This window comes from Sediminibacterium roseum, from assembly GCF_009939005.1.
In the GTDB taxonomy this organism is placed as follows: domain Bacteria; phylum Bacteroidota; class Bacteroidia; order Chitinophagales; family Chitinophagaceae; genus Sediminibacterium; species Sediminibacterium roseum.
Genome location: NZ_JAACJS010000015.1, coordinates 1444243 through 1470573 on the forward strand (window position 1 = coordinate 1444243; position 26331 = coordinate 1470573).

The 26331-nt window shown below is 49.5% G+C and carries 29 protein-coding genes; 18 read left to right on the top strand and 11 right to left on the bottom strand.

Annotated features, from left to right (window positions below; translation table 11 throughout):
* Positions 1–73: 73 nt before the first annotated feature.
* The 4 genes from GWC95_RS17375 to GWC95_RS17390 all read right to left on the bottom strand — a co-directional run bounded on the left by GWC95_RS17375 (position 74) and on the right by GWC95_RS17390 (position 3542).
* On the bottom strand, positions 74–511 hold the full coding sequence (locus tag GWC95_RS17375) for a lysozyme inhibitor LprI family protein (protein ID WP_161819977.1): 438 nt from the start codon (positions 509–511) through the stop codon (positions 74–76).
* 73 nt (positions 512–584) lie between these two features.
* Positions 585–986, bottom strand: coding sequence for a lysozyme inhibitor LprI family protein (locus tag GWC95_RS17380; protein WP_161819978.1), 402 nt, complete (start codon positions 984–986; stop codon positions 585–587).
* A 153-nt stretch (positions 987–1139) separates the two neighbouring features.
* Complete coding sequence (gene ffh, locus GWC95_RS17385) at positions 1140–2459, bottom strand: signal recognition particle protein (RefSeq protein WP_161819979.1); 1320 nt, start codon at positions 2457–2459, stop codon at positions 1140–1142.
* A gap of 216 nt (positions 2460–2675) precedes the next feature.
* Positions 2676–3542, bottom strand: coding sequence for a sigma-70 family RNA polymerase sigma factor (locus GWC95_RS17390; protein ID WP_161819980.1), 867 nt, complete (start codon positions 3540–3542; stop codon positions 2676–2678).
* A 307-nt stretch (positions 3543–3849) separates the two neighbouring features.
* On the opposite strand from GWC95_RS17390, the gene GWC95_RS17395 reads away from it, so the two are divergent.
* Positions 3850–4236, top strand: a complete 387-nt coding sequence (locus GWC95_RS17395) for an START-like domain-containing protein (RefSeq protein WP_161819981.1) — start codon at positions 3850–3852, stop codon at positions 4234–4236.
* 89 nt (positions 4237–4325) lie between these two features.
* Here the strand turns inward: GWC95_RS17395 and GWC95_RS17400 are convergent, their stop codons facing one another.
* Positions 4326–4925 (bottom strand): hypothetical protein, encoded by a 600-nt coding sequence (locus tag GWC95_RS17400; RefSeq protein ID WP_161819982.1) that lies wholly within the window; start codon positions 4923–4925, stop codon positions 4326–4328.
* Between the two features lie 24 nt (positions 4926–4949).
* Between GWC95_RS17400 and GWC95_RS17405 the strand changes: the two genes are divergently transcribed.
* The 8 genes from GWC95_RS17405 (at position 4950) to trmD (ending at position 11786) form a co-directional block, all read left to right on the top strand.
* The gene (locus tag GWC95_RS17405) at positions 4950–6398 is read left to right on the top strand and encodes an LptF/LptG family permease (RefSeq protein WP_161819983.1); all 1449 of its coding nucleotides are present in this window, start codon (positions 4950–4952) and stop codon (positions 6396–6398) included.
* A 10-nt stretch (positions 6399–6408) separates the two neighbouring features.
* A complete protein-coding gene (locus tag GWC95_RS17410; protein WP_161819984.1) occupies positions 6409–7140 on the top strand; it encodes a superoxide dismutase in 732 nt (243 codons plus the stop codon).
* A 60-nt stretch (positions 7141–7200) separates the two neighbouring features.
* Positions 7201–7611 (top strand): OsmC family protein, encoded by a 411-nt coding sequence (locus tag GWC95_RS17415; RefSeq protein ID WP_161819985.1) that lies wholly within the window; start codon positions 7201–7203, stop codon positions 7609–7611.
* A 66-nt stretch (positions 7612–7677) separates the two neighbouring features.
* Entirely contained in the window at positions 7678–8661 is a 984-nt protein-coding gene (locus GWC95_RS17420) for a cation diffusion facilitator family transporter (RefSeq protein WP_161819986.1), read from the top strand.
* A 113-nt stretch (positions 8662–8774) separates the two neighbouring features.
* Positions 8775–10148: a dipeptidase gene (locus tag GWC95_RS17425; RefSeq protein WP_161819987.1), complete on the top strand. Its 1374-nt coding sequence runs from the start codon at positions 8775–8777 to the stop codon at positions 10146–10148.
* A gap of 48 nt (positions 10149–10196) precedes the next feature.
* The gene (locus tag GWC95_RS17430) at positions 10197–10586 is read left to right on the top strand and encodes an RNA-binding S4 domain-containing protein (protein WP_161819988.1); all 390 of its coding nucleotides are present in this window, start codon (positions 10197–10199) and stop codon (positions 10584–10586) included.
* Between the two features lie 75 nt (positions 10587–10661).
* Entirely contained in the window at positions 10662–11051 is a 390-nt protein-coding gene (locus GWC95_RS17435; protein ID WP_161819989.1) for a hypothetical protein, read from the top strand.
* 54 nt (positions 11052–11105) lie between these two features.
* Positions 11106–11786: a tRNA (guanosine(37)-N1)-methyltransferase TrmD gene (trmD, locus tag GWC95_RS17440; RefSeq protein WP_161819990.1), complete on the top strand. Its 681-nt coding sequence runs from the start codon at positions 11106–11108 to the stop codon at positions 11784–11786.
* A gap of 83 nt (positions 11787–11869) precedes the next feature.
* On the opposite strand, the gene GWC95_RS17445 is transcribed toward trmD, so the two are convergent.
* Positions 11870–12733 (bottom strand): LolA-like protein, encoded by an 864-nt coding sequence (locus tag GWC95_RS17445; RefSeq protein ID WP_161819991.1) that lies wholly within the window; start codon positions 12731–12733, stop codon positions 11870–11872.
* Positions 12734–12824: 91 nt separating this feature from the next.
* On the opposite strand from GWC95_RS17445, the gene ade reads away from it, so the two are divergent.
* The gene (ade, locus tag GWC95_RS17450) at positions 12825–14474 is read left to right on the top strand and encodes an adenine deaminase (RefSeq protein WP_161819992.1); all 1650 of its coding nucleotides are present in this window, start codon (positions 12825–12827) and stop codon (positions 14472–14474) included.
* Positions 14475–14491: 17 nt separating this feature from the next.
* On the opposite strand, the gene GWC95_RS17455 is transcribed toward ade, so the two are convergent.
* Positions 14492–14926 carry a hypothetical protein gene (locus GWC95_RS17455; RefSeq protein ID WP_161819993.1) on the bottom strand — a complete coding sequence of 145 codons (435 nt, stop codon included), beginning with the start codon at positions 14924–14926 and terminating at the stop codon, positions 14492–14494.
* 178 nt (positions 14927–15104) lie between these two features.
* Here GWC95_RS17455 and upp point away from each other — a divergent pair, with 178 nt between their 5' ends.
* Positions 15105–15758, top strand: a complete 654-nt coding sequence (gene upp / locus GWC95_RS17460) for a uracil phosphoribosyltransferase (protein WP_161819994.1) — start codon at positions 15105–15107, stop codon at positions 15756–15758.
* 92 nt (positions 15759–15850) lie between these two features.
* Positions 15851–16843: a PorP/SprF family type IX secretion system membrane protein gene (locus tag GWC95_RS17465; protein ID WP_161819995.1), complete on the top strand. Its 993-nt coding sequence runs from the start codon at positions 15851–15853 to the stop codon at positions 16841–16843.
* Here the strand turns inward: GWC95_RS17465 and GWC95_RS17470 are convergent.
* Together GWC95_RS17470 and GWC95_RS17475 are read right to left on the bottom strand one after the other, a co-directional pair.
* Positions 16840–17712, bottom strand: a complete 873-nt coding sequence (locus tag GWC95_RS17470) for a hypothetical protein (RefSeq protein WP_161819996.1) — start codon at positions 17710–17712, stop codon at positions 16840–16842. The two genes, GWC95_RS17465 and GWC95_RS17470, sit on opposite strands and share 4 nt — an antisense overlap.
* A 14-nt stretch (positions 17713–17726) precedes the next feature.
* Positions 17727–18356: a DNA-3-methyladenine glycosylase gene (locus GWC95_RS17475; protein WP_161819997.1), complete on the bottom strand. Its 630-nt coding sequence runs from the start codon at positions 18354–18356 to the stop codon at positions 17727–17729.
* Positions 18357–18405: 49 nt separating this feature from the next.
* On the opposite strand from GWC95_RS17475, the gene GWC95_RS17480 reads away from it, so the two are divergent.
* Positions 18406–19173 carry an EI24 domain-containing protein gene (locus tag GWC95_RS17480; RefSeq protein ID WP_161819998.1) on the top strand — a complete coding sequence of 256 codons (768 nt, stop codon included), beginning with the start codon at positions 18406–18408 and terminating at the stop codon, positions 19171–19173.
* 21 nt (positions 19174–19194) lie between these two features.
* A complete protein-coding gene (locus GWC95_RS17485; RefSeq protein WP_161819999.1) occupies positions 19195–19896 on the top strand; it encodes an SAM-dependent methyltransferase in 702 nt (233 codons plus the stop codon).
* 63 nt (positions 19897–19959) lie between these two features.
* Here GWC95_RS17485 and GWC95_RS17490 read toward each other — a convergent pair whose 3' ends face one another.
* Both GWC95_RS17490 and GWC95_RS17495 read right to left on the bottom strand, forming a co-directional pair.
* Positions 19960–20349 carry a hypothetical protein gene (locus GWC95_RS17490; protein WP_161820000.1) on the bottom strand — a complete coding sequence of 130 codons (390 nt, stop codon included), beginning with the start codon at positions 20347–20349 and terminating at the stop codon, positions 19960–19962.
* Positions 20349–21713: a M20/M25/M40 family metallo-hydrolase gene (locus tag GWC95_RS17495; protein WP_161820001.1), complete on the bottom strand. Its 1365-nt coding sequence runs from the start codon at positions 21711–21713 to the stop codon at positions 20349–20351. The genes GWC95_RS17490 and GWC95_RS17495 overlap by 1 nt, the downstream gene beginning before the upstream one ends.
* A 79-nt stretch (positions 21714–21792) precedes the next feature.
* Here GWC95_RS17495 and GWC95_RS17500 point away from each other — a divergent pair, with 79 nt between their 5' ends.
* The 4 genes from GWC95_RS17500 (at position 21793) to GWC95_RS17515 (ending at position 26331) form a co-directional block, all read left to right on the top strand.
* Positions 21793–22488 carry a ComF family protein gene (locus GWC95_RS17500; RefSeq protein ID WP_161820002.1) on the top strand — a complete coding sequence of 232 codons (696 nt, stop codon included), beginning with the start codon at positions 21793–21795 and terminating at the stop codon, positions 22486–22488.
* Between the two features lie 161 nt (positions 22489–22649).
* Complete coding sequence (locus GWC95_RS17505) at positions 22650–23186, top strand: glutathione peroxidase (RefSeq protein ID WP_161820003.1); 537 nt, start codon at positions 22650–22652, stop codon at positions 23184–23186.
* A 270-nt stretch (positions 23187–23456) separates the two neighbouring features.
* On the top strand, positions 23457–24602 hold the full coding sequence (locus GWC95_RS17510) for a DNA polymerase III subunit (protein WP_237722195.1): 1146 nt from the start codon (positions 23457–23459) through the stop codon (positions 24600–24602).
* Between the two features lie 253 nt (positions 24603–24855).
* A complete protein-coding gene (locus tag GWC95_RS17515) occupies positions 24856–26331 on the top strand; it encodes a PSP1 domain-containing protein (RefSeq protein ID WP_161820005.1) in 1476 nt (491 codons plus the stop codon).

A 26331-nucleotide genomic window follows, 5' to 3' on the forward strand; every position in this document is an offset into this window, starting at 1 on the left:
TAATCGGACGGCAAAACTAACCCGAAAACCCGTTTCGACCAAGTTTCTGCCTGAACTATTTGTTAGAAAAATCCTAATGCGCCGTCCGCGCGGAGCGTTTTTGCCTTTCGAGGAGGTTTTTCACCCTATCCCGAACAAAATCTGCCTTTTCGCTCAAAACCATCGTTGCCGCGATTTCGCCAAAGTCTTTTTCGGTTACTTCGAGGTTGTACTGCTCGTCGGTTCTTTGGTTGAACTCCTTTTGCTGCTCCAGCCACGCAGCCTGTTCCTTTACGATCCCTTCCCTTTCGCTTCCTGTGCCTGTATTCAAAAGGCCGTTGTAAGCAACCGCTAAAAGGCTGTCCATCTGCTTTTTGAAAAGCACCACGCAACCGGTCTTCGCGCGGCTTGTATCCAGGCAACTTTTCTCCTCCTTTTCAAACCGTTCAATGTCTGCATAAGATTGCGCCTGCGATGTGTTTGCAGAGAAACAGATCAGAAGAAAAGGAAAAATTATTTTCTGCCGCGCCATAACCATGTTTGAACTGGTAATTGTTGTATTGCAGCAGATGGTTGCATCGCACCGCTGCTATTGGTACCGGCACTTACAGTTTGCCGATCAGGTATTTCACGCGATCACGGAGAAACTCCGTTCTACGGTCGTACCTGTAAATACGGAGCGCGGCATCGTTCAAGCCCTCTTTCTTAAGGGTATCGGTGGCCGCATCGTTGGCCATTCTTTTTTCGAGCCAGTCGGCCTGCTCTTTCCGCAAGATCTGCTGGTACGATACGGATGCACGGTCGTTTAGTTTCTGGTACACCACCTGCATCAGGCTATCCAACTGGTCTTTATACCGGCCGATACAAAAAAGCTGCGAGCGCCCCGGCTCATTTCCCTCGAGGCACCCTTTCTTCCGCTGCTCCATGGCATCAACGGTCGCGATCGTTTGCGAACGGGCATGGTGGCTGCCCAGTAAAAGAAAAAGAATGAAGATCGTCGTTTTCAAAGCGAAGTAAAATTACCGAAGTTTTTGATTTTACGGTTGGTTTTAACAAGGAGAAATGATGATTCCGTTTCCAATTTAAGGCTGCATCAGAATTCCAAAAAATAGGGAGCCGATGATCATCGGCTCCCTATTAAAAGTTTATACAGAAATTTTTTATCTCCTCAACCCCGGCATCCTTCCCATCGGCATGTTGTTCATCATTTTCATCATCTGTTTCATCTGTTCAAACTGCTTCATAAAAGCGTTGATCTCGGCGATGTCTTTGCCGCTGCCCCTGGCGATCCTTTGCTTGCGCGATGGCGTGAGCGAATCGGGGTTTGCCCTTTCAAAAGGCGTCATCGAACTGATCATCGCTTCTATGCCTTTGAATGCATCGTCTTTGATGTCGATGTCTTTCATGGCTTTTCCCACACCCGGTATCATTCCCATGAGGTCTTTCAGGTTACCCATTTTTTTGATCTGCTGCAACTGGTCCATAAAATCCTGGAAATCGAACTGGTTCTTGCGGATCTTTTTCTCAAGTTTTTTAGCCTCGGCTTCGTCGTATTGGGCCTGTGCTTTTTCTACCAGGCTGGTGATATCGCCCATCCCGAGGATACGCTGCGCCATACGGTCGGGATAGAATACATCCAGCGTATCCATCTTTTCCCCGCTGCTCACAAACTTGATCGGTTTGTTTACCGTGTATTTGATCGACAATGCCGCACCTCCCCTTGTATCACCATCCAGTTTGGTAAGCACAACACCGGTAAAATCAAGCCGGTCGTTGAACGCTTTCGCGGTATTTACCGCATCCTGCCCCGTCATTGAATCCACTACGAAAAGGATTTCCGCAGGGTTAACGGCGGCCTTGATATTGGCAACCTCGGTCATCATCACCTCGTCAACAGCCAATCGGCCCGCGGTATCGATGATGATCACGTTCTTGTTCCTGGTCTTTGCTTCTTTGATCGCATTCTGCGCGATCTCCACCGGGTTTTTGTTTTCCGGCTCGCTGTATACATCTACACCCACCTGCCCTGCCAAAACAGTCAGCTGGTCGATCGCCGCCGGGCGATACACATCCGCAGCCACGAGCAAAACGGATTTTGCTTTTTTGGTCTTTAGATAATTCGCAAGTTTACCTGTGAAAGTTGTTTTACCACTACCCTGCAAACCTGCAATCAGAATGATTGCGGGATTACCCGTTACGTTGAATTGCGCCTCTGAACCGCCCATCAGTTCGGTGAGCTCATCCTGCACAATTTTCACCATCAACTGCCCGGGACTGATGGCGTTGATCACTTTTTCACCGGTTGCTTTCTCTCTTACTTTATCGGTAAACTCTTTTGCGATCTTGAAGTTCACGTCGGCATCGATCAATGCGCGGCGAATGTCTTTTACCGTATTGGCAATATTGAGGTCGTTGATCCGCGCTTCGCCTTTGAGGTTTTTAAACGCGGATTCGAGTTTTTCACTGAGGGAATTAAACATGGTTCGCTTGTTTCAGTCTTTCAAAATAAGGACCGCAAATATAGGGATTTACGCTCCCACCGGCCCCTCCCCGCCGCACAAAGTAGCGGCCGGGATAGCGTTTACCCCTGCAAACCTGCGTTCTTGTTTTCAAATAAAGACGTCACGGAAGACCCCGGCGCCCATTAAATCCCCAAACGCTCTTCCTGGCAGAGAAGACGGGGGTATGCAGAAAAACTATCCCAAATAGAATCTCAAATGTTTCGACCGGTTTGTGCTCCTCAACTTGTTGATGGCTTTGTCTTTGATCTGCCTCACCCTTTCTCGCGTGAGGTGAAACCGCTCGCCGATGTCCTCGAGGCTTAGCGGGTGGTCGATGCCGATGCCGAAAAAATAACAAACCACATCTTTCTGCCTGTCGGTAAGCGTCTGCAGGCTCCGTTCGATCTCCATCCGCAGCGATTCGTGGTGAACCAGCTGTTCATCGGTGCGCTCGGCATTGGGGTTTTCCATCATGTCCATAAGCGTACCGTCTTCGCCTTCCGACAGCGGTGTATCCATGCTTACATGGCGAAAACCCACGCTCATGGTGGCCGTAACTTCTTCTATGCTGATGTCTAATAAAGTGGCGAGTTCCTCCGGTGTTGGTTCGCGTTCGTATTCCTGCTCCAGTTGCTGGTAGGCCCTGCTGATGCGGTTGGTCAATCCCACCTTGTTCAAAGGCAAACGAACAATGCGGCTCTGTTCGGCGAGCGACTGCAGGATGCTTTGCCTGATCCACCATACGGCATAGGAGATGAATTTGAAACCACGCGTTTCATCAAAACGCAATGCGGCTTTGATCAGGCCGAGATTGCCCTCGTTGATGAGGTCGGGGAGCGTGAGCCCCTGGTTCTGGTACTGCTTGGCAACAGACACCACGAAACGGAGATTGGCCTTGATGAGCCTGTCGAGCGCCAACTGGTCGCCCTCCCGGATGCGCATCGCAAGCTGCACCTCTTCATCAGGTTTGATGAGCTCTACTTTCCCTATTTCCTGCAGGTATTTGTCGAGACTTTGCGACTCGCGGTTGGTAATAGACTTCGTTATTTTGAGTTGGCGCATACTCATAATAAACAGTTTTGGTTGTATAGTAGTTATGGTAAAAAACCGCGGTGGTTGGGCCACTCAGAAAAAACAATACGCCACACGATCACCCGTAGAGCAATTTAACAAATTCCGAAAACTTATCAAAAAAAAGATTTTTGTGCAACCAATTGAAAAACAATGTTTTAACATGGATATTTTTTAGCCTCCTTTAATAATTCATCCGAACGGTATGCCATTGTCAAAAAAACATTTGGAAGCGAAGGATTATTTAATATTATTGCAGGCTTACGAAAGCGATTGCTCGTAAGTAAAAGAGATTGTAATGAGTAAGAAGCAACTATTTACGTTAGAGTTTCCAGTCAGATGTTCACCAACCATTTTATACGAATTTTTAGCCACGCCCGCAGGTTTACAGGAATGGTTCGCAGATAAAGTTGACGAATGGGAGAATGTTTACAGCTTTTCATGGAACGGGGGAACACCGGATAAGGCCGATGTTCTCGACAAAGAAGAAGATAAATTCATCCGCTTTCACTGGCAGCACAGCGATAAAAACGAATATTTCGAGTTCCGCATAGAAAAAACGGAGATCTCAAACCAAACGATCCTCGTGATCAAAGATTTTGCCGAGAAAAACGAGATCAAAGACCAGAGCCAGCTTTGGGGTTACCAGATCAAGGACCTGTTTCACAGGCTGGGAGGAGCGTAAGCGCCCGCGGTATCAGATCATGATAAAAATACCAGTAAGCGATGTGCGGTTTGTTCCCACATCGCTTTTTTGTTTCCTCGACCAACACATCATTCAAAACGAAGCGCTTCCAGGATCTCTGCAAAAGAACGCTCATAAAATTCAGGCAATGCGTGCCAGTCTGTGAGCGGGATCTTTTTAGCAAGTTTGATGAAAGGCCTTTCTTCGAACCGGAGTGCAGTGCCTTCAGTTACCGGCACATAATTGTCTGCGCGGAAATGATGTTGCCAGGCATCCCCATTAATACAGGTGTACCAGCCCTCCGAAGGTTTGTTCGCAAAATAGTTCAAAGCACCCGGGCCATATTGTTCCGCAAAACGCCCGGATAACTGCAGCGTAATACTGCAGAAATTTCCCCACCAGAAAAAACTGCGGATGGCGAATGTGTCTGTATGTGTAAAATGCCGCGGCTGGTCGAGCATTACCCACGGCAGCCCCTCGTACTGGTCGCCTTTTGCGATCTTGGCCGAAGCAAGATCGACGCCGCGGGCGTTAAAGGATTGTTCTTTCAGTTGTGCCGTATACGCCTGGCTAAGTTCCCCGAAAAGCGTGTACACTTTGCCTATGATGGCGTTCTTTGTTAAAATCCAATCACTATTGTTCACCAATTCGAGTTCCTTTGGCGAAAGCGTTACTTTTGCAGGGCTCATCAAACAATATTAAGAAAGGACAAAGTGATAAAAAAACTTGATATACTCATCATCCGTTCGTTTATCGGCCCTTTCATCGGTGCATTTGCCATTTCCCTTTTTGTTCTTACCATGCAGTTCTTCTGGTTGTGGATCGACGATTTTGTAGGGAAAGGCCTTGACCTTTTTACCATTTTAAGACTGGTTGGCTTTGTGGCCATCACCTGCGTTCCGCTGGCATTGCCGCTCGCGCTGCTGTTCTCTTCCATCATGAGTTTTGGCAACCTGGGAGAAAGCTTCGAACTTGTTGCCATCAAAGCAGCCGGTATCCCGTTGTCGCGTTTCATGCGGCCACTGGTGATCGTTACTGTTTTCATCAGCGGATGCGCCTTCCTTTTTGCCAATAACATCATACCGTATTCCAACCTGCAGTTGTCTACCCTCAAATACGACATCATCCGCACCAAACCCGCGATGGATATCAAGGAAGGCGTTTTTTATGATAAGATCGATGGCTATGTCATCAAGCTTGGCAAAAAAGAAAAGAACGACACCATCATTCACGATGTGATCATATTTGAGAAGAAACCCGGCGTTGGGCTGCAAGACAATATGCTGATGGCCGAACGTGGTGTGATGCGTGTGGGCAGGGACAATAAATTCCTTGAATTCATTTTAAGGAACGGCTGGCGCTACGAAGAGAAAGGCGCGCGCGGCACAACGAATACAGAATTTACCCGCACCCATTTCAAAGAATACAAAAAGCTGCTGGATATGCGCGGGTTTGGATTGGAGCGAACCGGCGACAGCTCCTTCTACGACCCCAGGATGCTGAGCATACGCCAGTTGAATTACGCCATCGATTCCTTGCAGAACAAAGACACGTTGTACAAACAACGAACCTCACGCGAGCTGGCTCCGTATTTCCGCTTTCTGCGGTATATCGATACAGGGTGGACAAAAGTTGACACTGCCAGGATCAGGAAAGTAAAATCATTCAACGAACTAGTACCCGACTCGCTGAAATCGGATTTTGCCAACAGCGCACAGGGGTTGATCGCCACAACAAAAGGCAATATCAGCGTTCTGGTAACGGATTACAACGAAAAGATGAAATCGATGCGTTACCACGAGATCGAATGGCACAGGAAGCTTACGCTTTCGGCGGCCTGTCTTGTATTGCTGCTGATCGGCGCACCGCTGGGGTCCATCATACGCAAAGGGGGGTTGGGATTGCCGCTGGTATTTGCGATCGTGTTCTTTGTGATCTTCCACCTCTTCAACACGTTTGGCGAAAAGTTTGTGAAATCCGAGCAAACAAGCGCATTTGCGGGTATGTGGCTCTCTACATTCATCCTCATACCGATAGGCATCTTTCTCACCTTTAAGGCGATGCGCGATTCACAATTATTTAACCAGGAATTCTATTACCGCACTTTCAAAGTATTGCGGAGATTTTTGGCTAATTTTAGGTTCGGTAAAAAATCATCCTAAATCTTATTGTATGAATAACCATGACAACAGTCGCCGCGCGTTTATCAAAACCACGGGCAAAGCCGGCATTGGCGCGGCCATTGCTTCCACCATTTTACCTTCGCTGGTAACTGCGGGGCCCTTAACGGTTGAAACTTCTTTCGCACAACAACCCCTGCCCTACCCATATACGGCGCTTGAACCGGTGATCGATGCGATGACGATGGAGATCCACTACAGCAAACACGCCGCGGCCTACGCAAAAAACCTTGCGGATGAACTGGCCGAAAAAAAGATTGATACAAACGCAAACAAACTGGAAGATCTTCTTCGCAATGTTTCAAAATATTCCGCCAAACTGCGCAACAACGGTGGCGGGCATTACAACCACGAGCTGTTCTGGCAATGCATGAAACCCGGGATAGCAGGTGTTCCGCAGGGAAAACTGGCCGCGGCGATCAACCAGCATTTTGGTTCATACGAAGCGTTCAAAACACAGTTCACCGATGCGGGCAAGAACCGTTTCGGCAGCGGATGGGCATGGCTGGTGATGACGCCCGATAAAAAACTCGTTGTATCCTCAACCCCCAACCAGGACAACCCGCTCATGGATGTTGCCGAAGTAAAAGGCACCCCATTGCTGGGCCTCGATGTTTGGGAACACGCTTACTATCTCAAATACCAGAACAAACGCCCCGACTACATCAACAACTGGTGGAACGTGGTGAACTGGGATTTTGTGGGCAGGCGTCTTGAGATGTAAATTTTTGGACGATGGTTCATAGCCGATGTACTATGGATCACCAACACAAAACAAAAGCTTATGAAAACGACAACAAAATGGGTCGAGGCCCTAGCCTTCGACGCAACAGCAGATAGCGGCCACACCGTTCGTATTGATACGTCTGTAGAAGGCGGCGGGTTGGGCAGCGGTATGAACCCGAAAAAAATGGTGCTCGGCGCCTTGAGCGCCTGCAGCGGAATGGATGTAGTGGAAGTATTGAAGAAAATGAAAGTGGCATTTACCAAACTCGAGATAGAAGCCGAAGCGGAGCAGACAGAAGAGCATCCGAAAGTTTACAAATCGATTGAAATGGTTTACAAAGTGGATGCAAAAGAAGAGGACCTCGACAAAGTAAAACGCGCCGTATCCTTATCGCAGGAAAAATATTGCGGCGTATCTGCCATGCTTGCAAAACATTGCCCGATCAATTATACCATTGAGTTGATCTGATAATGGCTGCACCCTAACTCAAAAGAACGCTAGCGCTAAAAGCTAGCAGCCAAAGGCTTTCCCACGATGCAGGCTTCCAGACAAAATTTCCGCGTACAGCTTTGGATCACGGTCCTGAGCGTGGTGTTGTTCCTCACAAAGATCATCGCCTACCAGTTTACGCACTCACTCGCCATTTTAACGGATGCGCTGGAAAGCATTGTGAATGTGATAGCAGGATTCATCGGCCTATATAGTTTGTATGTGGCTGGCAAGCCGCGCGACATCGATCATCCTTATGGGCATGGGAAAGCAGAATTTGTTTCAGCCGCGGTTGAAGGTGCGCTGATCGTTGCTGCGGGCATCATGATCATTTATGAAACAGTGATCAATTTCCTGCAGAACAACCCCATCCAGAAACTGGATACCGGTTTGATACTGGTGGGCATTACCGCGGTGATCAATTTCATCGCGGGTACGATCTGTTACCGCATCGGCAAAAAAAACACATCGCTCGCCTTGCAGGCGAGTGGAAAGCATTTGCAGGTAGATACCTATTCAACACTTGGCATCATTGCAGGGCTTGTTGTGATACTGGTTACCGATATGTACTGGCTCGACCGCGTGATTGCCTTAGGCATGGCGGTATTTATCGTTTATAATGGTTACAAGATCATCCGCGCCTCGCTTGCCGGGATTATGGATGAGGCCGATATGCAATTGCTCAACCGCTTCATCACCGTTCTTAACGAACACCGGCGCGCCAACTGGATAGACCTTCACAATTTACGCGTGATCAAATACGGACCGCTGCTGCACATTGATTGCCACCTTACCGTGCCCTGGTACCTGAATGTTCACGAGGCACACCTGGAGATCGATGAACTGGAACTGCTCATCAAAAACAATTTCGGCGATGCCATCGAACTGTTTGTGCATACCGATGGCTGCCTCCCCTTCAGTTGCACCATCTGCACCAAAAACGACTGCCCCGTTCGCCAGCAACCCATGAAAGCAAGAATGGAATGGACCTTAAAGGATATTATTTCGAACGAGAAACACCGATTGTAGGTTCATAGCCTGAATGCACCGGTACAGTAAGAAAGCATTGACTCCCCAAAACGAGGCTGCAACGCATGCAGCTAACAGCGAACCGCTTATCTTTGCACCCTAAATTTGAAACAATGAAGGCTTGGAAAGAATACCAGGAACAAAACAAGGATCGTTTCTTAAATGAGTTGCTCGATCTGTTGCGCATACCAAGTGTAAGTGCGCGCAGTGAGCACAAAGATGATATGACGCGTTGCGCCGAAGCGGTTAAACAGCGTTTGCTGGAAGCAGGCGCCGATACCGTAACCATCTATCCAACCGACGGTCACCCGGTTGTGTATGGAGAAAAGATCATCGATCCTTCCAAACCTACCATACTGGTGTACGGGCATTACGACGTTCAGCCCGCCGACCCGCTCGAACTCTGGAACAGCGGCCCTTTTGATCCGGTGATCAAAGACGGGAAAATATATGCACGCGGTTCCTGCGACGACAAAGGGCAATTCTACATGCACGTGAAGGCATTGGAAACAATGACCCGCACCAATACCCTGCAGGCCAACGTGAAATTCTGCATCGAGGGCGAAGAAGAAGTGGGAAGCCCGAACCTGGCCACATTTGTTAAGGCCAACAAAGAACTGCTGAAAGCAGATGTGATCCTCATCAGCGATACTTCCATGTTAAGCATGGAAACACCGTCGATAGATATCGGCGTGCGCGGGTTGAGCTACATCGAGGTTGAGGTAACCGGCCCTAACCGCGACCTGCACAGCGGCGTGTATGGCGGCGCAGTTGCAAACCCTGTAACCATGCTTGCCAAAATGATCGCATCCTGCCACGATGAAAACAACCACATCACCATCCCGGGTTTTTACGACGATGTTGTGGAGTCAACCCCCGAAGAAAGGGCAAAAATGGCACAGGCTCCGTTCGACGAAGAAGCATACAAAAAAGACCTCGGCATCAACAGTCTCTGGGGCGAAAAAGGCTATACCACCAATGAAAGAACGGGCATACGCCCTACATTGGAGGTGAATGGCATATGGGGCGGTTATACAGGAGAAGGCGCAAAAACAGTTTTGCCATCAAAAGCGTTTGCAAAGATCTCCTGCAGGCTGGTTCCCAACCAGTCGTCGGTTAAGATGACGGAAAAGATCCTCAGCTATTTCAAAAGCATCGCACCGGCAGGCGTTACCGTAAAAGCGGAAGAGCACCATGGCGGCGAACCCTATATGACGCCGATCGATTCGAACGCATACAAAGCGGCGGCAAAAGCCATACATGCAACTTTTGGAAAGGACCCGATACCCGTACGCGGCGGAGGAAGCATTCCGATCTGTGCATTGTTTGAAAAAGAACTCGGCATAAAGATCGTTTTCATGGGCTTTGGCCTCGACAGCGATAACCTGCACAGCCCGAATGAAAAATACGATCTCTTTAATTTTTACAAAGGCATTGAAACGATACCTTATTTCCACCAGTTCTTTGCTGAAATGAAAAACAGTTAGGTACGGAAGTGTGTAAAGCGCTTTGGTACGGCTCCAAATTCAACACCCATGCCTGAACAAAAAGAAAAGCTCCGCATCGACAAATACCTCTGGGCCATCCGTTTGTTCAAGACGCGGAGCCAGGCGGGAGATGCGTGCGACAAAGGAAAAGTGAAAATGAACGGCACAGCGGTAAAGGCTTCGCGCGTGGTGGCTGTGGGTGATGAGTACGAAGTAAAAACAGAGGCCCGCAAATGGGTGATCAGGGTAACCGGCCTGCTGCAGAACCGAGTACAATACCAGGAAGCGATCAAATTTTATACAGACATAACACCGGCCGAGGAGCTCGACCGCATCCAGTTCCAGGCAGCTGTTTTTCAAACCGGAAAACGGATGAGCAAGATCGGAAGACCCACCAAAAGGGAGCGCCGCGATTTGGGTGGATTTATGGACCAGTAGGTTGTTACAAAACAAGTAAAAGGCACAAACAGTCGATTACATCTCTTGTTAATTAAAGAATTTTGAAATCATAAGATGAGACCTCTTCTCCTGTTCTTCCTGATGATCGGCGCCGGCATGGCGGCCGCAGCACAGGATGGCAATATTCCCGCCACTTTTCCCGGTGGAGACAGTGCATGGAAACACTATCTCGACACTGCATTCAACAACAAGAACATGGTTGCGCAGATGACGGCAAAGGATTACGAGCGCTTCGGAAAAACGCAGCGCGTTGTATATACTTTCAATGTTCTTGCAGATGGAAGCATCGGTCTCATCAACATCGAGGGGCAGGTTAGCCAGGCGGTGCGCAACGAGGTGAACCGCGTTCTGAAAAACGCCCCGAGATGGTCGCCCGCTATTGTAGGCGGTAAGGCCAGCACCTATCGCAAGCGGCAGGTGTCTACTTTTGTTTTTGATGAATAGCGCCGCCGCAACAGGCGTGAACGATGTTCGTTCTTTTTCGCCTAGTTTTGCAAAATGACCATCGACATCATCACCGTTGTTCCCGAATTACTGGAGAGCCCTTTCAACCACAGCATTATGAAACGTGCAAGGGAGAAAGGACTGCTTACGGTGCGTACGCATAACCTGCGCAAATGGGCCATCAACAAACACATGCAGGTAGACGATTACCAGTTTGGCGGCGGCGCAGGCATGGTGATGATGCCGGAGCCACTGGCCAATGCGATCAACGAACTGCAGCAGGATAAGAAGTTTGACGAGATCATCTACATGACACCCGACGGCGTTTCTTTCAACCAGAAAACAGCGAACCTGTTGTCGATGAAAGAAAACATTCTCATCATCTGCGGTCATTACAAAGGCATCGACGAACGCATACGCCAGACCTATGTAACGCGTGAAATTTCCATCGGCGATTATGTGTTGAGCGGCGGCGAGCTTGCAGCAGCTGTTGTGGTGGATGCGATCGGCCGGCTGCTGCCGGGTGTATTGAACGATGAAACATCGGCGCTTTTCGATTCTTTCCAGGACAATCTACTCGCGCCTCCCGTATACACCCGCCCCGCAGATTTTCGTGGCGACAAGGTTCCCGAAGTGCTGCTGCAGGGCGATCCCAAAAAAGTGGAAGAGTGGCGCCACGAGCAATCGTTGCAACGTACAAAAGAAAGACGGCCGGATCTCCTGGATGAGGAATAATTTCCTTTGCCCTTATCATCATAAAAAAGGATAGAATGCAATCGCATCCTATCCTTTTCTTATTTTTTCCCTGGAGCTAAAAGCTACGGCTTGGGATGATACCATTTCTCTTCCAGCCCTTCGTTGATCTGGATATTGGTATTCTCAACTTCTGATTCGATCGGCCCGTAACTCAATACCAATTTTCTCGGGAACTTGATTTCTTTAAAGTCGCCATACTCTTTTACCAGCACGGTTGCTTTTGTGTTTTTGGGAACGTTGCTTCCAAAGGCCTGCATCAGGCTTCTGAAACCGGTAAGGTTTGCGGCCATATCGCCGGAGGTTTCCATTTGTTTTACAAGAAAGGTGTTGGTGTCGATGTAATAGGTAACCACCTGTCCTGTTTTCAATGTCATTTTAATTTTGTAGCAGGGCACCTTGCTTATTTTTTCTGTTCCTGCCAATTCGGCCTTGTGTCCTTTTGCGGCATAGTTCACAAGCTCGGGAAAAGCACCGGCGCAATCGAGTTCATACTGTTGCGCAGCAACCTCCTCGGGAGTCATGCGTGTAAGTTGCGCACCGTTCTCACCACCACCGCCACGGCCATCCCTTCCGCCGCCGCCGCCAAATCCGCCACCACCAGGGCCGCCAAAATTGCGCATACCCGGGATGTATAAGTTGCCTGATGTATCAGTGATCATCGTAAAGCTATCACCCATACCCATGATGCCACTCACCTGGCGGCGAAACAGTTTTCCTTTTTCACGAACCAGCGTAAGGGGAAGATCGATGTTTTGTCCCATCATACCGATGCGCACATTGCTGATCACCTCGAGCTGTTTAACGCCTTCCAGTTTTTCCCTGCCACCGGCAGCGGCCTCGTATTTTGAAATGATCTCGTCAACCGTTTGCGATTGTGCGGCAAAACTGCTGAGTACTAAAAACAATCCTGCGAAAATTTTTTTCATATACTTACTTTCGTTGTTGGTTGCAAATGTAACCCGTTTTACAGCGGCGCTGTGAAAGGAGGCTCAATTTAAACATCATTTAAGATATTATATGCAGAACGCATCCTTTACCCTTACCGGCAATCTTGTTGATGTGTGGAAGAAAAACATCTATTCCGCAGAAATTGTTGTTGAAAACGGCATCATCCGCTCCATCACAAAAATCGGTGACGGAGCATCTTCAATCGGTAAATTTATCCTGCCCGGGTTTGTAGACAGCCATGTTCACATAGAGAGCAGCATGCTGGTGCCCAGCGAGTTTGCGCGCATTGCGGTTTTACACGGCAGCGTGGGAACGGTGAGCGATCCGCACGAGATCGCCAATGTATGCGGAATGAAAGGCGTTGAATTCATGATCGAAAACGGCAAACAGGTTCCTTTCAAATTCAACTTCGGCGCGCCAAGCTGTGTACCCGCCACGGTGTTTGAAACAGCGGGCGCATCGCTGAACAGCGACGATGTAAAAGCATTGCTTGCAAAAGACGAAATCAAATACCTGAGCGAAATGATGAATTTCCCCGGTGTGTTGTTCAAAGACGAAGAAGTGATGAAAAAAATTGCATCGGCGCACAAGGCAGGCAAACCCGTTGACGGCCATGCACCCGGTTTACGCGGCGGGCAGGCAAAACAATACATCGAAGCAGGCATATCAACCGATCATGAATGCTTTACTGCGGAAGAGGCGCTTGACAAACTCGAACACGGCATGAAGATCCTGATCAGGGAAGGAAGCGCCGCTAAGAATTTTGAGGCGCTGATCGGATTGCTGGAAGACCATCCGAAAATGATCATGTTCTGCAGCGACGACAAGCACCCCGACAGTTTAACGGCCGGCCACATCAACCAGCTTTGCGCAAGGGCGATAGCCAAGGGGATGGATGTATTCCATGTGCTGCGTGCGGCCTGCATCAATCCTGTGCTGCATTACAACCTCGGCATAGGCCTGCTGCGCGAGGGTGATGCGGCGGATTTTATTGTGGCGGAAGATCTTGTTGATTTTAAAATTCACCAGACCTACATCGATGGCCGGCTGGTGGCAGAAGACGGAAAAACATTCATCGCACCCGTTGCCATTTCTCCCATCAATCAATTTGAATGCGATGAAGTGGGCACTGCACAACTTGCCATCAAAACAAATGAATACCCCTCATCACAGGGAAGAATACCCGTTATGGAGGCGCTCGACGGCCAGCTCATCACCAACAGACTTGATCTCCCGGGCAAAAATGAAAACGGCGAATGGGTGAGCGATGTTGCGCAGGATATTTTAAAAATGGTAGTGGTAAACCGCTACCACAATGCGCCGGTAGCAAAATGTTTCATCAGGAATTTCGGGTTCAGGGAAGGGGCGATCGCGTCGTCGGTTGCGCACGACAGCCATAATATTGTTGCGGTGGGCGTTGACGATGAAAGCCTTGCAAAGGCCATCAACCTTGTGATCAGGGAAAAAGGCGGTGTGAGCTGTGTAAACAAAACATCGCAGGAAGTACTCGGCCTGCCTGTTGCGGGATTGATGAGCGCCGGTGATGGTTTTGCCGTTGCAGAAGCCTACACCTCTATAGACGCCATGGCCAAAACGCTCGGCTCACCACTGGCGGCGCCTTTCATGACGCTGAGTTTTATGGCGCTGCTCGTGATCCCGCATTTGAAACTGAGCGATAAAGGGCTGTTCGACGGGGATAAATTTGAATTTGTAAAATAGTTTGAACGCTACTGAAACTATTTTCCCTCCGGCGCTTCTCCTGTTGCCTTCACCACGGCAACAAACACACTGTCGGTTCCCTTGGGTGTAAAATATTTGGTTTTGAATTTGATCGTTTTGCCGGGCGCTATGGTCTCGTAAATGGTTTCGATGCCCTCGTCGAGCTTCACGCCTGTTTTGCTGAAGAATGAAAGTTTGAGGTCAACATCCTTGTAGGTACAGAGTTTCGCATTGTTGGTCAGGTGCCCGATCACTACGGTTTGCCCGATCAGGTTCTTACGGTCCCGGTTGTCTACCTGTATGAATTTTACCGGATTGTTCTTTTCCTTTTCAGCAAGCGTTTCTTTCGCTTTTTCGTAGGATACAGTATCGAACTTCTTGTCTTTTTTAGGATCGTCTTTGCAGGCAAAGAATGTGGCGGACAAAATGACCAGGCACAGGATCTTTTTCATGGTGATTGTTTTGGCTGGTTAAAGTTAAGCGTTTGACCCATCCGCGCGCGCCTTGCCTGCGCCGCAGGAACCTCTGTCCCAAAAAATTTAACAATCTCAAAAAGGCGCGGGGGAAGAAAGTAAATTTCCCATTCCAATCATTAGAATTTAGTTTTGCCGCAAACCAGAACCTTTTTCCATGATAGTTAACTTAAGCGACCAACACAGCCTTGTCTCTAACTGGGTATCAGAATTAAGAGATGTGAATGTTCAGCACGATCGCCTGCGTTTCCGCCGCAACCTGGAGCGCATCGGGGAGATCGCTGCGTACGAGATCAGCAAGCAACTGCCATGGAAAACGGTTGAAACGCCTACACCGCTTGGCATACACGAAAGCAAGGTGCTGGATGCGCAGCCTGTGCTGGCCACCATCCTGCGGGCAGGATTGCCACTGCACAACGGGATGCTGAATTATTTCGACAAGGCAGACAACGCTTTTATTTCTGCGTACCGCAAGCACCACCGCGACGGGTCTTTCGAGATCAGTCTCGAATACATGAGCTGCCCGGTGCTTGATAACCGGGTGATCATCATCAGCGACCCGATGCTCGCCACGGGCTCCTCTATCGTAAAAACCATTCAGTACATGCGCAGCGAAGGCACGCCGGCCGATATTCATGTAGTGGTGGCCATCGCCTGCACAACAGGGATCGAGTTCATCAAACGCGAATGCGGGGTGGACACCAAGATCTGGTGCGGCGATATCGACGACGAGCTTACGGCGAAAGGCTACATCGTTCCCGGGCTGGGCGATGCGGGCGACCTTGCTTTTGGCACCAAAATGCAGTCGTAACAAAATTTGCAAACGATTCGTTAAGAGCCCGTATATTTTTGGGCGGAAGCAGCTTAGCTCGCCAGTTTCACGTACATTCGGTATCACCTTTTATGCGAAAACTGATCCTGCTTTGCTGCTTGTGTTCATTGGCCGGCGTTGTGTCTGCACAGGATCCGCATTTCTCGCAGTTCTTCTCATCACCCCTTACCTTATCACCGGCCTTCATCGGCAAGTTTGATGGAACCATCCGCGCCACGGGAAATTACAAGAACCAATGGCAGGTGATCGATCGCGCCTTTGAAACCAAGACCGTTTCCGTAGATTTTCATGTCATGGGCAAGAACATCCCTTCTACCGATACCTGGGGGGTGGGTCTTATGGGGTATACAGACAAAAGCGCCAACGGTGCGGTAGGGTTTAATTACGGGAGTATCGGAACCGCTTTCCACAAAGGGCTCGATGAGGATGGAACGTCGCAGATCGGGGGCGGCTTCCAGGTTACCTATGCAAATATGCTGATCAATACGGCCAAGCTTACGTTTGCAGACCAGATCACCAGCAATGGTTTTACGGGGGTAACATCCGAGTTCTTCAGCGGCAATGAACTGAACCTGAAATACATCGATGTGAATGCGGGCATTTTGTATTCGGGCACCTCATCGGAAAAAAATTATTATTACCTCGGCGCAAGCGCTTACCATATCAACCGCCCCAAACAACAGTTTACCGGCGCGTTGTTTTTGCTCCAGCCCCGTATCACAATACACAGCGGCGGGTCTTTTGAGTTGAACCCTTACAGCAACATTCACGTGAGCGGGTTTTACAGCACACAGTCAAGCGCCAGCGAAGTTTTGCTCGGCGGTATTTATGAAAGAAAAGTAGCCGACGCCACCAGCTTTTACGCAGGTGCATGGATCCGTTACAAAGATGCCATCATCCCTTACCTGGGCACCGAGATCGGCGACCTGCGCATCGGTGTATCCTACGACGTAAATACAAGCGATCTCAAGGCAGGCACCAATATGCGCGGCGGGTTTGAGCTGTCGCTGATCTACCAGCGCAGGCCGCCGGACACAAGGGGAATACGCTGTCCCAAATTTTAATTGCCTGTTCTCAAAAACCTTTCCCAGTTCCGGTTGTGTGTGATCACCTCGTTGTGACCCTTGCTGCTGAACATCACTACTTTCTTATTGCGCAGCAGGTTATCGTCTACCTCTTCTTCTTTCACCAAAAGCAAGGGAATGTTTGCCTCCGTTATGGTCTTTGCAACCAGCAGGCTGTTGTCGTAAGTACCGCCATCCTTTGTATAAATATTGATGAAGCGGTGATCCGCATCAGACAACCAGGCCAGGAAAGCATCGTTGCCGCCGTACAACGCATCAAACAGGATCACTTCGCGCACGGGTGTTTTGTTGATGATGCGGCTGATAACGCGGTATGCGCCGCTGTGGCCCGCAAGGGAAATATCAAATTGATCCAATAAGAATTTTTTCTTTGGAAGGATGCCGTGTTCCTGCAGTTTCTCCCCCACGTCTTTTACCAGCGCCTGGAAAACCTGTGACTGCTCCAGTTTTCCGCCATAGCTGTCTGAAGCGTTTTTTGGCCCTTCGGGAAAAACAAAAACAGCGTTGCGCCCTGATGCTTCAAATTGTTCGGTGAGCTGGAACTGCCTGCAAGCCGTGTCGATGTTGTTTCCCCATCCATGAAACCAGAAAACCAGGTTTGTTTTTTCTTTTGGCGAAAAATAAGAAGGTACATAGATGAGCACGCTGCTATCACTGTAGTGAGTGGCCGCATCAAAAAATTTTCCGTTGTAGGTATATCCATCCTTCCGTAATGTATCGGGGAACATGGAATGGGCGGATGTGAACCGGATGAATTTTCCTGTTTGTGCATGGGCCGCACCCGTCAGCGCGAGAAAAACCAGCACGGCCATCGCGCGCAGCTTTACAGGGGTGGATTTGATTTTCATAGCTGGTTTCGGTTTTATTTTTTCTTCCCGCTCACGTAGGGATTGTCCTTCACAATAAAGCGATAGGGAAGCAAGGCATCTTTACCTGCATAATCAACACCGATCCTTGGTGTCGCAATGATTTGCAAGGGTTGCACAGTAAATCCATCGTTCACAATAAACAATTCATTGCCGCGAAGGTCAAGGCCCGTATGTTGCTTATAAATACCAAGTGCTTTGGAAACATTCCCGGGGCCGCGGGTAAGGGTGAAATCGGCCTTTGTTTTCCCGGTGCGTTGCAGCATATGATCCACACCAGCCACCGGCTCTATGGCGCGCACCAGTACCGCATGCGGCACATCGGCAACATTGGTTACCACGTTGAAGAGGTGATGAATGCCGTAACAAAGGTATACATAGGCCACGCCTCCCGCTGCATACATGATCTCTGTGCGGTTGGTTCTTCGTCCGCCCCACGCATGCGAGGCTTTGTCGATGGCGCCGTTGTAAGCTTCTGTTTCAACGATCCGCCCTGCGGTTACAATGCCATTGAAAGAACTCACGAGCACTTTTCCGATCAGCTCCCGGGCCACTGTGCAAACATTCTTTTGCCGGTAAAACGAAACGGGCAATTTATCGGAAGCCTTGAACGTTATAGCTTTCATCACCATAAAACTACTGAATGTAGTAACTTCACCGCCCAAATTCCCCGATTTGCTCAAAGAAATGATCATAGGCATACAGGCGTATTTCCAGGCGCACCGGTTTATCCAAAAACATAAACTGTGGAAATGGATCGTGATACCCGGTATCATCTACACCACGCTGTTCCTGGTAGGCATGTATTTCTTCAGCCAAACCTCCACCCAGTTTATCGAGTGGATGAGCCATAAAACGGGTTTGAGCGATTGGCTCAACAAAATGGACAGCGGTATACTCGGTTTTCTTTTCATCATGGGAAGCCTGCTGCTGTGGCTGATCCTGATGCTGTTTTATTTCTCGCTCTTCAAATATATTTTTCTCATCGTGGGCTCTCCCCTGTTTGCTTACCTGAGCGAAAGAACGGAAGCCATTATAGAAGGGAAAGAGAGTTTCCCGTTTAGTTTCCGGCAATTGCTGAAAGACATGAAGCGCGGCGTTTACATAGCGGTGCGCAACAGTTTGTGGCAAACGGTTTATACGTTATCGATCCTGCTGCTGAGTTTTGTACCCATCGCGGGATGGCTCATGCCCATCATTGCCTTGCTGGTAGAGTGTTACTATTATGGTTTCTCGATGCTCGATTACAGCATGGAGCGCCACAAACGATCGCCTGCCGAAAGCATTTTCTTCATCGGCCACCACCGCGGGCTGGCCATTGGCAACGGGCTCGTGTTTTACCTCATGCACATGCTGCCGTTCGTGGGATGGATCCTTGCACCCGCTTATTCGGTAGTGGCCGCAACGCTGAGCATGTATCCTTTGAAACAGAATGAAAAATAATTTCCTGTAGAAATACCTCGTATGAGTTCGGGCAAAGTTTATCTTATTCCAACGGTGCTGCATGAAGATGGGCTGGAAACGATTCCTGCTTACCTGCTTGATGCTGTAAAGGACTGCCCGGTATTTTTTGTTGAACAGGAAAAAACAGCGCGCCGTTTTCTCAAGAAACTATGGCGCGAAATGGTGATCGATGATTACCAATGGTTCACCATCCACAAGGCGGAGGAAGAAGTGCGCCGCCCGTTCATACAGCTTCTGCAGGAGGGAAAAAACATTGGCATCATCAGCGAGGCAGGCTGCCCCGGCATTGCGGATCCAGGGCAGATCCTGGTAGAGGCGGCGCAGCAAAACAACATCACCGTAAAACCATTGGTGGGCCCAAGCTCCATCTTACTCGCATTGATGGCAAGTGGAATGAATGGCCAGTGTTTCCAGTTTCACGGGTACCTGCCCATTGATTCAGCAGAGCGCAAAAGAAAAATAAAAGAACTCGAATCCGACTCCCACAAAAGAAACTGCACGCAGTTGTTTATTGAAACACCCTACCGCAACAATGCCCTTATCAAGGATGTGCTGGATTGTTGCAGGGAAGAAACGCGGTTCTGTATCGCGGTAGACATCACCGGCGCATCAGAAAGCATACGCACGCAAACCGTGAAAAAATGGAAAGCAGGCACGCCTGATATTCACAAGAGGCTGGGTATTTTTTTGCTGCAGGCGTAAACAGGCATTGGAAAGAGGAACCGGCAGATCCTTCTGAAAAAGATCTCCCGGTTCAGAAAAAAGTTATTGTCTTGGCGCAATAACGCCATCGGCACCCATGCCCCTGATCTCGTAAATACTATCCACGATAAAATTCTTCATCCCTCTCCATGGCAATGAGCCAAAGTATTGTTTGTAATGAACGTTTACTTCCCTTCCCGAAACCTGTAACAAACGTTCGGCTACTTTTTCGTTCGTAACACTGAAAGAAAATTCGTTGCTCTGCACATTGGCCTTGAACCCGCTGAGGATTATTTTTCCTTCATAGGTTTTAAACAGGATGCCTTTTTTCTGGAAGATGTTCAGCGTGCCCGCCTGTGTTCCTTCGGCGAGTACGAAGTAGAAGCGCCAGTAAACGGTGATAACAAGTACAAGCACCACGATACCCGCTATGATCCATCCGGATTTTTTCATCAGATGCCGTATTTGTCGATGAGATAGATCAGCGCCGCCATGTTCACCGCCCCGAGCAGGAGCTCGCGTTTGTTTACTTTCTCAAACACATCGCTTCTTGCGTGGTGGAGGTCAAAATAACGTTGCGGATCGGGTATCAGTTCGCCAACAGGAATGTTGAATGTTCTGTTCAACGGGCCCACATCGGCGCCGCCGCCGTCGTTGGTCAATTCGAAGGTGCCGTAAGGGTTCAGCAACGGCAGCCAGCCCTGGATCTTCGCCATTTGCGTTTTGTTCACTTCCAGTGAGAAGCCGCGGGGGGTAAAACCACCCGCATCGCTTTCCAGCGCGAAAATGTGTTTTTCGTTTTTGGCCTTTGCTTCCGCCGCGTATTTTGTTCCGCCGCGCAAACCGTTCTCTTCGTTTGCAAACAGTACAAAACGCAATGTGTGTTTGGGTTTGTAACCGATCGCTTTCAATGCGCGCATGATCTCGATGGTGTGCACAACGCCTGTGCCATCGTCGTGGGCCCCCTCATTCACATCCCAGCTGTCGAGATGCCCGCCGATGGTTATGTATTGTTCGGGAAATTCCGTTCCTTTCAATTCAGCGATCACATTGTGCCCGATGGTATCGGGGAGAAAATGGCCATTGGTAAATAGTGCCATGTTGATGGTTGATTTTCTACTCAGCAACCAGAGCTCATCTGCATCGCGGGGGCCCACCGCCACTGCCGGGATCTTTGGAAACGAATCGTTGTACACCATCGCACCTGTATGCGGATCGTTCGCAGTAGATTCCGTAAGCGAGCGGATCATCACCCCTACCGCCCCGTATTTTGCCGCGCGGCTCGGTCCCGACCTCCTGTAAATTCCCGCTTCACCGTATGAAACAAAGGGTTTGATGTTGGTAGGGTTAAAGCCATTGTTGTAGTAAACGATCTTTCCTTTTACCTCGTCTTTTCTTCTTTCCAGTTCCTCAAAATCCTGTACCGCAAGCACCTGTCCCGTTACGGTTCCTTTGCCCAGTGAGTTACCCAATGCGAGCACATCGAGCGCACGGCTGGTCTTGTTTTTGTCTACTTCAATAATGAATGCCTTGTCGTTGCCACCCCGCACCCAATGCGGTATCATACACTCCTGCAGAAAAACATTGTCGGCGCCGTTGTTGCGCATTGCGTTCTCTCCCCAGGTTACCGCTTTGGCAAATTGTGGTGAGCCCGATAAACGGCCGCCTATCTGTTTGGTGAGCTGGTATAGCAGGTCGTAGGCTTTTCCGTTGCGCAGGATCTCATCGGATATTTTCCTGATCACAGCTGCATCCTCCGCGGACTGCGACATAGCCGCCAGCGGCAGCATTGCGATAAATAACAGGTATTTTTTCATAGTGCTAAAGTTAGCCATTTGTACATGCTTCGCGAAATTTGTTGAAGCCGCTGCGCACGCTTACCAAAAAGATCCCGTCATGAAGATCAACAGCCTGTCTTCCCGCCTCCTTCACCTCTTCTATCCGCACAACTGCGAAGGTTGCGGGTCCGACGTTGTTTTTGATTCGCAGTTGTTGTGCGCGCGGTGCAGGCACCGGTTACCGGAGACGAATTTTTTTGGCCAGGCCAACAATCCGGTGGAAAAATTATTTTATGGACGCGTGAACATCCAGCAGGCGGGTGCTGCTTTTTATTTTACAAAGGATTCGTTGCTGCAGCACCTGATGATACAATTAAAATACCGGGGCAACAAAGAAGCCGGCTATTTCTTAGGAAGGATGTTGGGAACAATCCTTTCGGCATGCAAAAAATATGCAGACATAGATGCCCTGGTGCCGCTTCCCCTCAACCCCAGGAAAGAACAGTCGCGAGGCTACAACCAGGCCGCTCTTCTGTGCGAGGGTGTTCACCAGGTATGGGCAAAGCCTGTGCTGCCGGATGCCATCACCCGCACACGTTTTACCGAAACACAGACCAGGCAGAACCGGCTCTCCCGCTGGCAGAACATGGACGGTGTGTTTGCAGTAACCGATGCATCGGCCCTGCGCAACCGGCACATCCTGCTTATCGACGATGTGATCACCACCGGGGCAACCCTCGAGGCCTGCAGCTCGTCTTTACTGGCGGTTGAAGGCGTGCGGGTGAGCATCGGGGCGGCGGCTTATACGGTGTAGCGCCGGGGGCCAGGCGTTGGAACGGCAGGGTTGAGGTAGTGAATGGCGTGTTCGAACCCCTTTAACCCATTAAACCACCCAACTCACCCAACCAACCTTTTTCATCCTTTACTCTCGAAACTTGCGTAATTTAGACGTCTAACAATTAAAAAACACAAACCATGAAATACCTGTTAACGGTTGTAGTCGCGGCTTTGTTCTGCGCATTTACGGTGCCGGGTGGCCAGCCGAGCATCCATGCTTTTAAAGTGAAATCGATCGAAGGAAAGACAATCGATTTTTCAAAATTCAAAGGCAAAAAAATACTGGTGGTAAATACGGCATCAAAATGCGGTTATACCAAGCAGTATGAGCAACTGGAAAAAGTGTACGAAGAATACAAAGACAAACTCGTTGTGGTGGGTTTCCCGGCCAACAATTTTGGCGGCCAGGAGCCAGGCAGCGACGAAGAGATCGACCAATTCTGCAAATCGCGTTTTGGTGTCAAGTTCCCGCTCGCCAGCAAGATCAGCGTAAAAGGAGATGATGCAGCGCCGGTTTACAAATGGCTCACCAGCAAGGCCGAGAATGGTGTGCTGGATGCAGAGATCAAATGGAACTTCAATAAATTTTTATTGGATGAGAATGGAAAAATGATCGCCTACTTCGACAGCAAAGTATTGCCGGACAGCGAAGAGATCGTGAAATACCTGAAATAAGGATTCGATTTCCTGCCTGATGAATAAAAAAGGATGCCCTTTACGGCATCCTTTTTTATTCACTTGATCGTGCAATACAGCCACCGCCTCAACCTGGAGCCTGAACTCACATACGATCCACTGCGCAAATCGTGCTTCTCACCCACGCTTTATAAAATTCATCTCCCCGGCGATCCATATTTTCTTACTTTGCGTTGCTAATCGCTAAGGTATTTTATGCAATTCGGGGATGTAATAGGTCAACACGAAACCAAACAGCACCTTGCTGAAATGGTTGAGCAGAACAGGCTGAGCCATGCGTTGATCTTCCTGGGGAAAGAAGGCAGCGGCGCCTTGCCGTTGGCTTTGGCGTTTGCGCAATACGTCGTATCCCTTCCGCAGGCGGCGCCCGTGGTGGAAGACCTTTTTGGGGGGATGACCGCGCTCGAACCCACACCCTCTTTCATTCATCCCGATCACATTGCCTCACAACCGGCTTTTCAGCGGGCCGAACAATTGATACACCCCGACCTGCATTTTACTTACCCGGTGATCCCTAAAAAATCGGGCGACAAACCCGTAAGCGCCGATTATATAACAGAATGGCGCGAATTCATCAGGTCGTATCCTTATGGGAATGTATACGACTGGCTGCAGTTCATTGGCGCCGACAACAAACAGGGAAACATTACGGCAGATGAGTGCAACGACATCATCCGCCAGCTGAGCCTGAAAAGTTTTGAAAGCGAGTACAAAGTGCTTTTGCTCTGGATGCCCGAATACCTGGGCAAAGAGGGTAACAAATTATTAAAGCTGATCGAAGAGCCGCCGCCGAATACATTGTTCATCCTGGTGGCCGAAAACGACGAACAGATCCTGCCAACCATTTTAAGCCGCTGCCAGCTGATCAAGGTTCCCATGCTGGAGAACAGGGATGTGGAACAGGCACTCATCGAACGCGCCAAAGCGGCGCCAGATACCGCCCGCCAGATAGCCGGCATCTGCGAGGGCAATTACCGCGAGGCGCTTCAGTTGCTGCAGCATGCCGACGAAGACTGGCAAAGCCTCCTCCGCGAATGGCTCAACGCAACACTGAAAGGAGGGCCGATGGCCCAGGTGAAGTTTGTGGAAGAAGTAAGCAAACTCGGCCGCGAAAAACAGAAACAGTTTCTCCGTTATTTTAACCACCTGCTCGAACAAAGCATTAGAATCAAGGTTATGGGCCTGGAAAACGTGCTTTTGGGGGATAATGAGAGGGATTTCGCACAAAGATTGAATAAAATAGCCTCGGTGAGCCAGCAGCAATCCATCATAGAAGAACTGGACCGCGCCTCATACTATATAGAGCGGAATGCCAATGCCAAAATGCTGTTCCAGGCCGTTACCATTAAACTCTACCACATCATTCAGAACAAAACCCTAATTTTGATGGGGTAAGGCGGGCCGGGTGACAGGTGGAACGCCGTGAGAAGGATTTCGAAGTGTGGATGTGCACAGGTTGATGGATCGTACGAATACTGTGTACCTGAACTGTTAAAAGCTTATCTATATATTTTCAACAAAGCCAGCTGAACAGCGCACCGGACGTTGAACTGACCCGCTACAGCGGAACTAAGCAGAAGAGCAGAACTATATCCCGCAACGACATCCCTTCCATTCTAATATTAACTAACAACTTATCAGTCAAGATATGGGATGTGGATCATGTAGTTCCTCAAAAGACGGGGGTAAACCGGGCGGTTGCAAAAGCAACGGCGGCTGCAGCACAGGCAGTTGTAACCGGATGAATGTTCACGACTGGCTCCTCAACCTTCCCTTCAGCGATCCTGAAAGCACCTGCAAAGTGATCGAAGTGAGCTTCAAACAAGGCAGCCGGAAAGAATTTTTCCGCAATACCACTTTACAATATTTTGATAAAGGCGACTACGTAAGCGTTGAAGGCGTGAGCGGCTTCGATGTGGGCGAAGTGAGCCTTACAGGCGAACTTGTTAGGCTCCAGTTGAAGAAAAAAGGGGTGGACGAATTCAGCCCGGAGATGAAAAAAGTACTCCGTAAAAGTTCGGACCGCGACATAGAAACGTTCAAAATCAGCAAGAGCCGCGAAAAAGACATCCTTGCCCGCAGCCGCGCCATCGCAAGGCAGCTGAACGTGCAGATGAAACTGAGTGAAGTAGAGATACAGGCCGACGGCAAGAAAGGCACTTTCTTTTATACCGCCGATGACCGTGTAGACTTCCGCGAACTGATCAAAGTATACGCCAGCGATTTTAAGGTAAAAGTGGAAATGCGCCAGATCGGCATCCGCCAGGAAGCCGCCAAGGTGGGGGGCATCGGCAGCTGCGGAAGGGAGCTCTGCTGCAGCACCTGGCTCAACGAATTCAAAAGCGTGAATACCACGGCGGCACGCTACCAGAATTTATCCATTAACCAGACAAAACTCAGCGGCCAGTGCGGACGTTTGAAATGCTGTCTGAACTATGAGCTGGATACTTACCTCGATGCGCTCCAGCAATTTCCAGACTACGCAGAAACATTGGATACAGCAATGGGCACCGCGCACCTGATCAAAAAAGATATTTTCAAAAACCTGATGTGGTATGTTTTGCCAAACAATACAAAACATTACCCGCTCACCATCCAACGCGTTAAAGACATCAAACGCCTCAACCGCGAAGGACAAAAAGTGGACGAGCTGCAACCCGTAGAGATCGTAAGCAGTAAACAACGCGAAGAAAATGAGCCGGCAGCATTTGTAGACCTCGTAGGGCAGATCAGCCTCAAAACACTCGAGAAAAACGACAGGAGGAAAAGAGACCAGGATAGAAACAGGAACCAGCAGCAAAGAGGCCAGGGTCCGAGACAACAAGGCCAGCAAGGTGCAAGGCCACAGGGCGGCGGACAAAAACCGCAGGGGCCAAGACAACCAGGGCAACAGCAAAGCGCCCAGGGAAATAACCAGGCTCAAAGACCACAAGGACCTAAACCGCAAGGCGGAAACCAGGGACAAAGACCACAGCAGCAAGGGCCAAGGCCGCAGGGCCAGGGGCAAAGGCCGCAAGGGCCGAGACCACAAGGCCCACAAGGCGGAGGCGGAAACCAACGCCAGCAAGGGCCGCGGCCACCAAGACCACAAGGCCCGAAACAGGAACCTCCTGCTGATAATTGA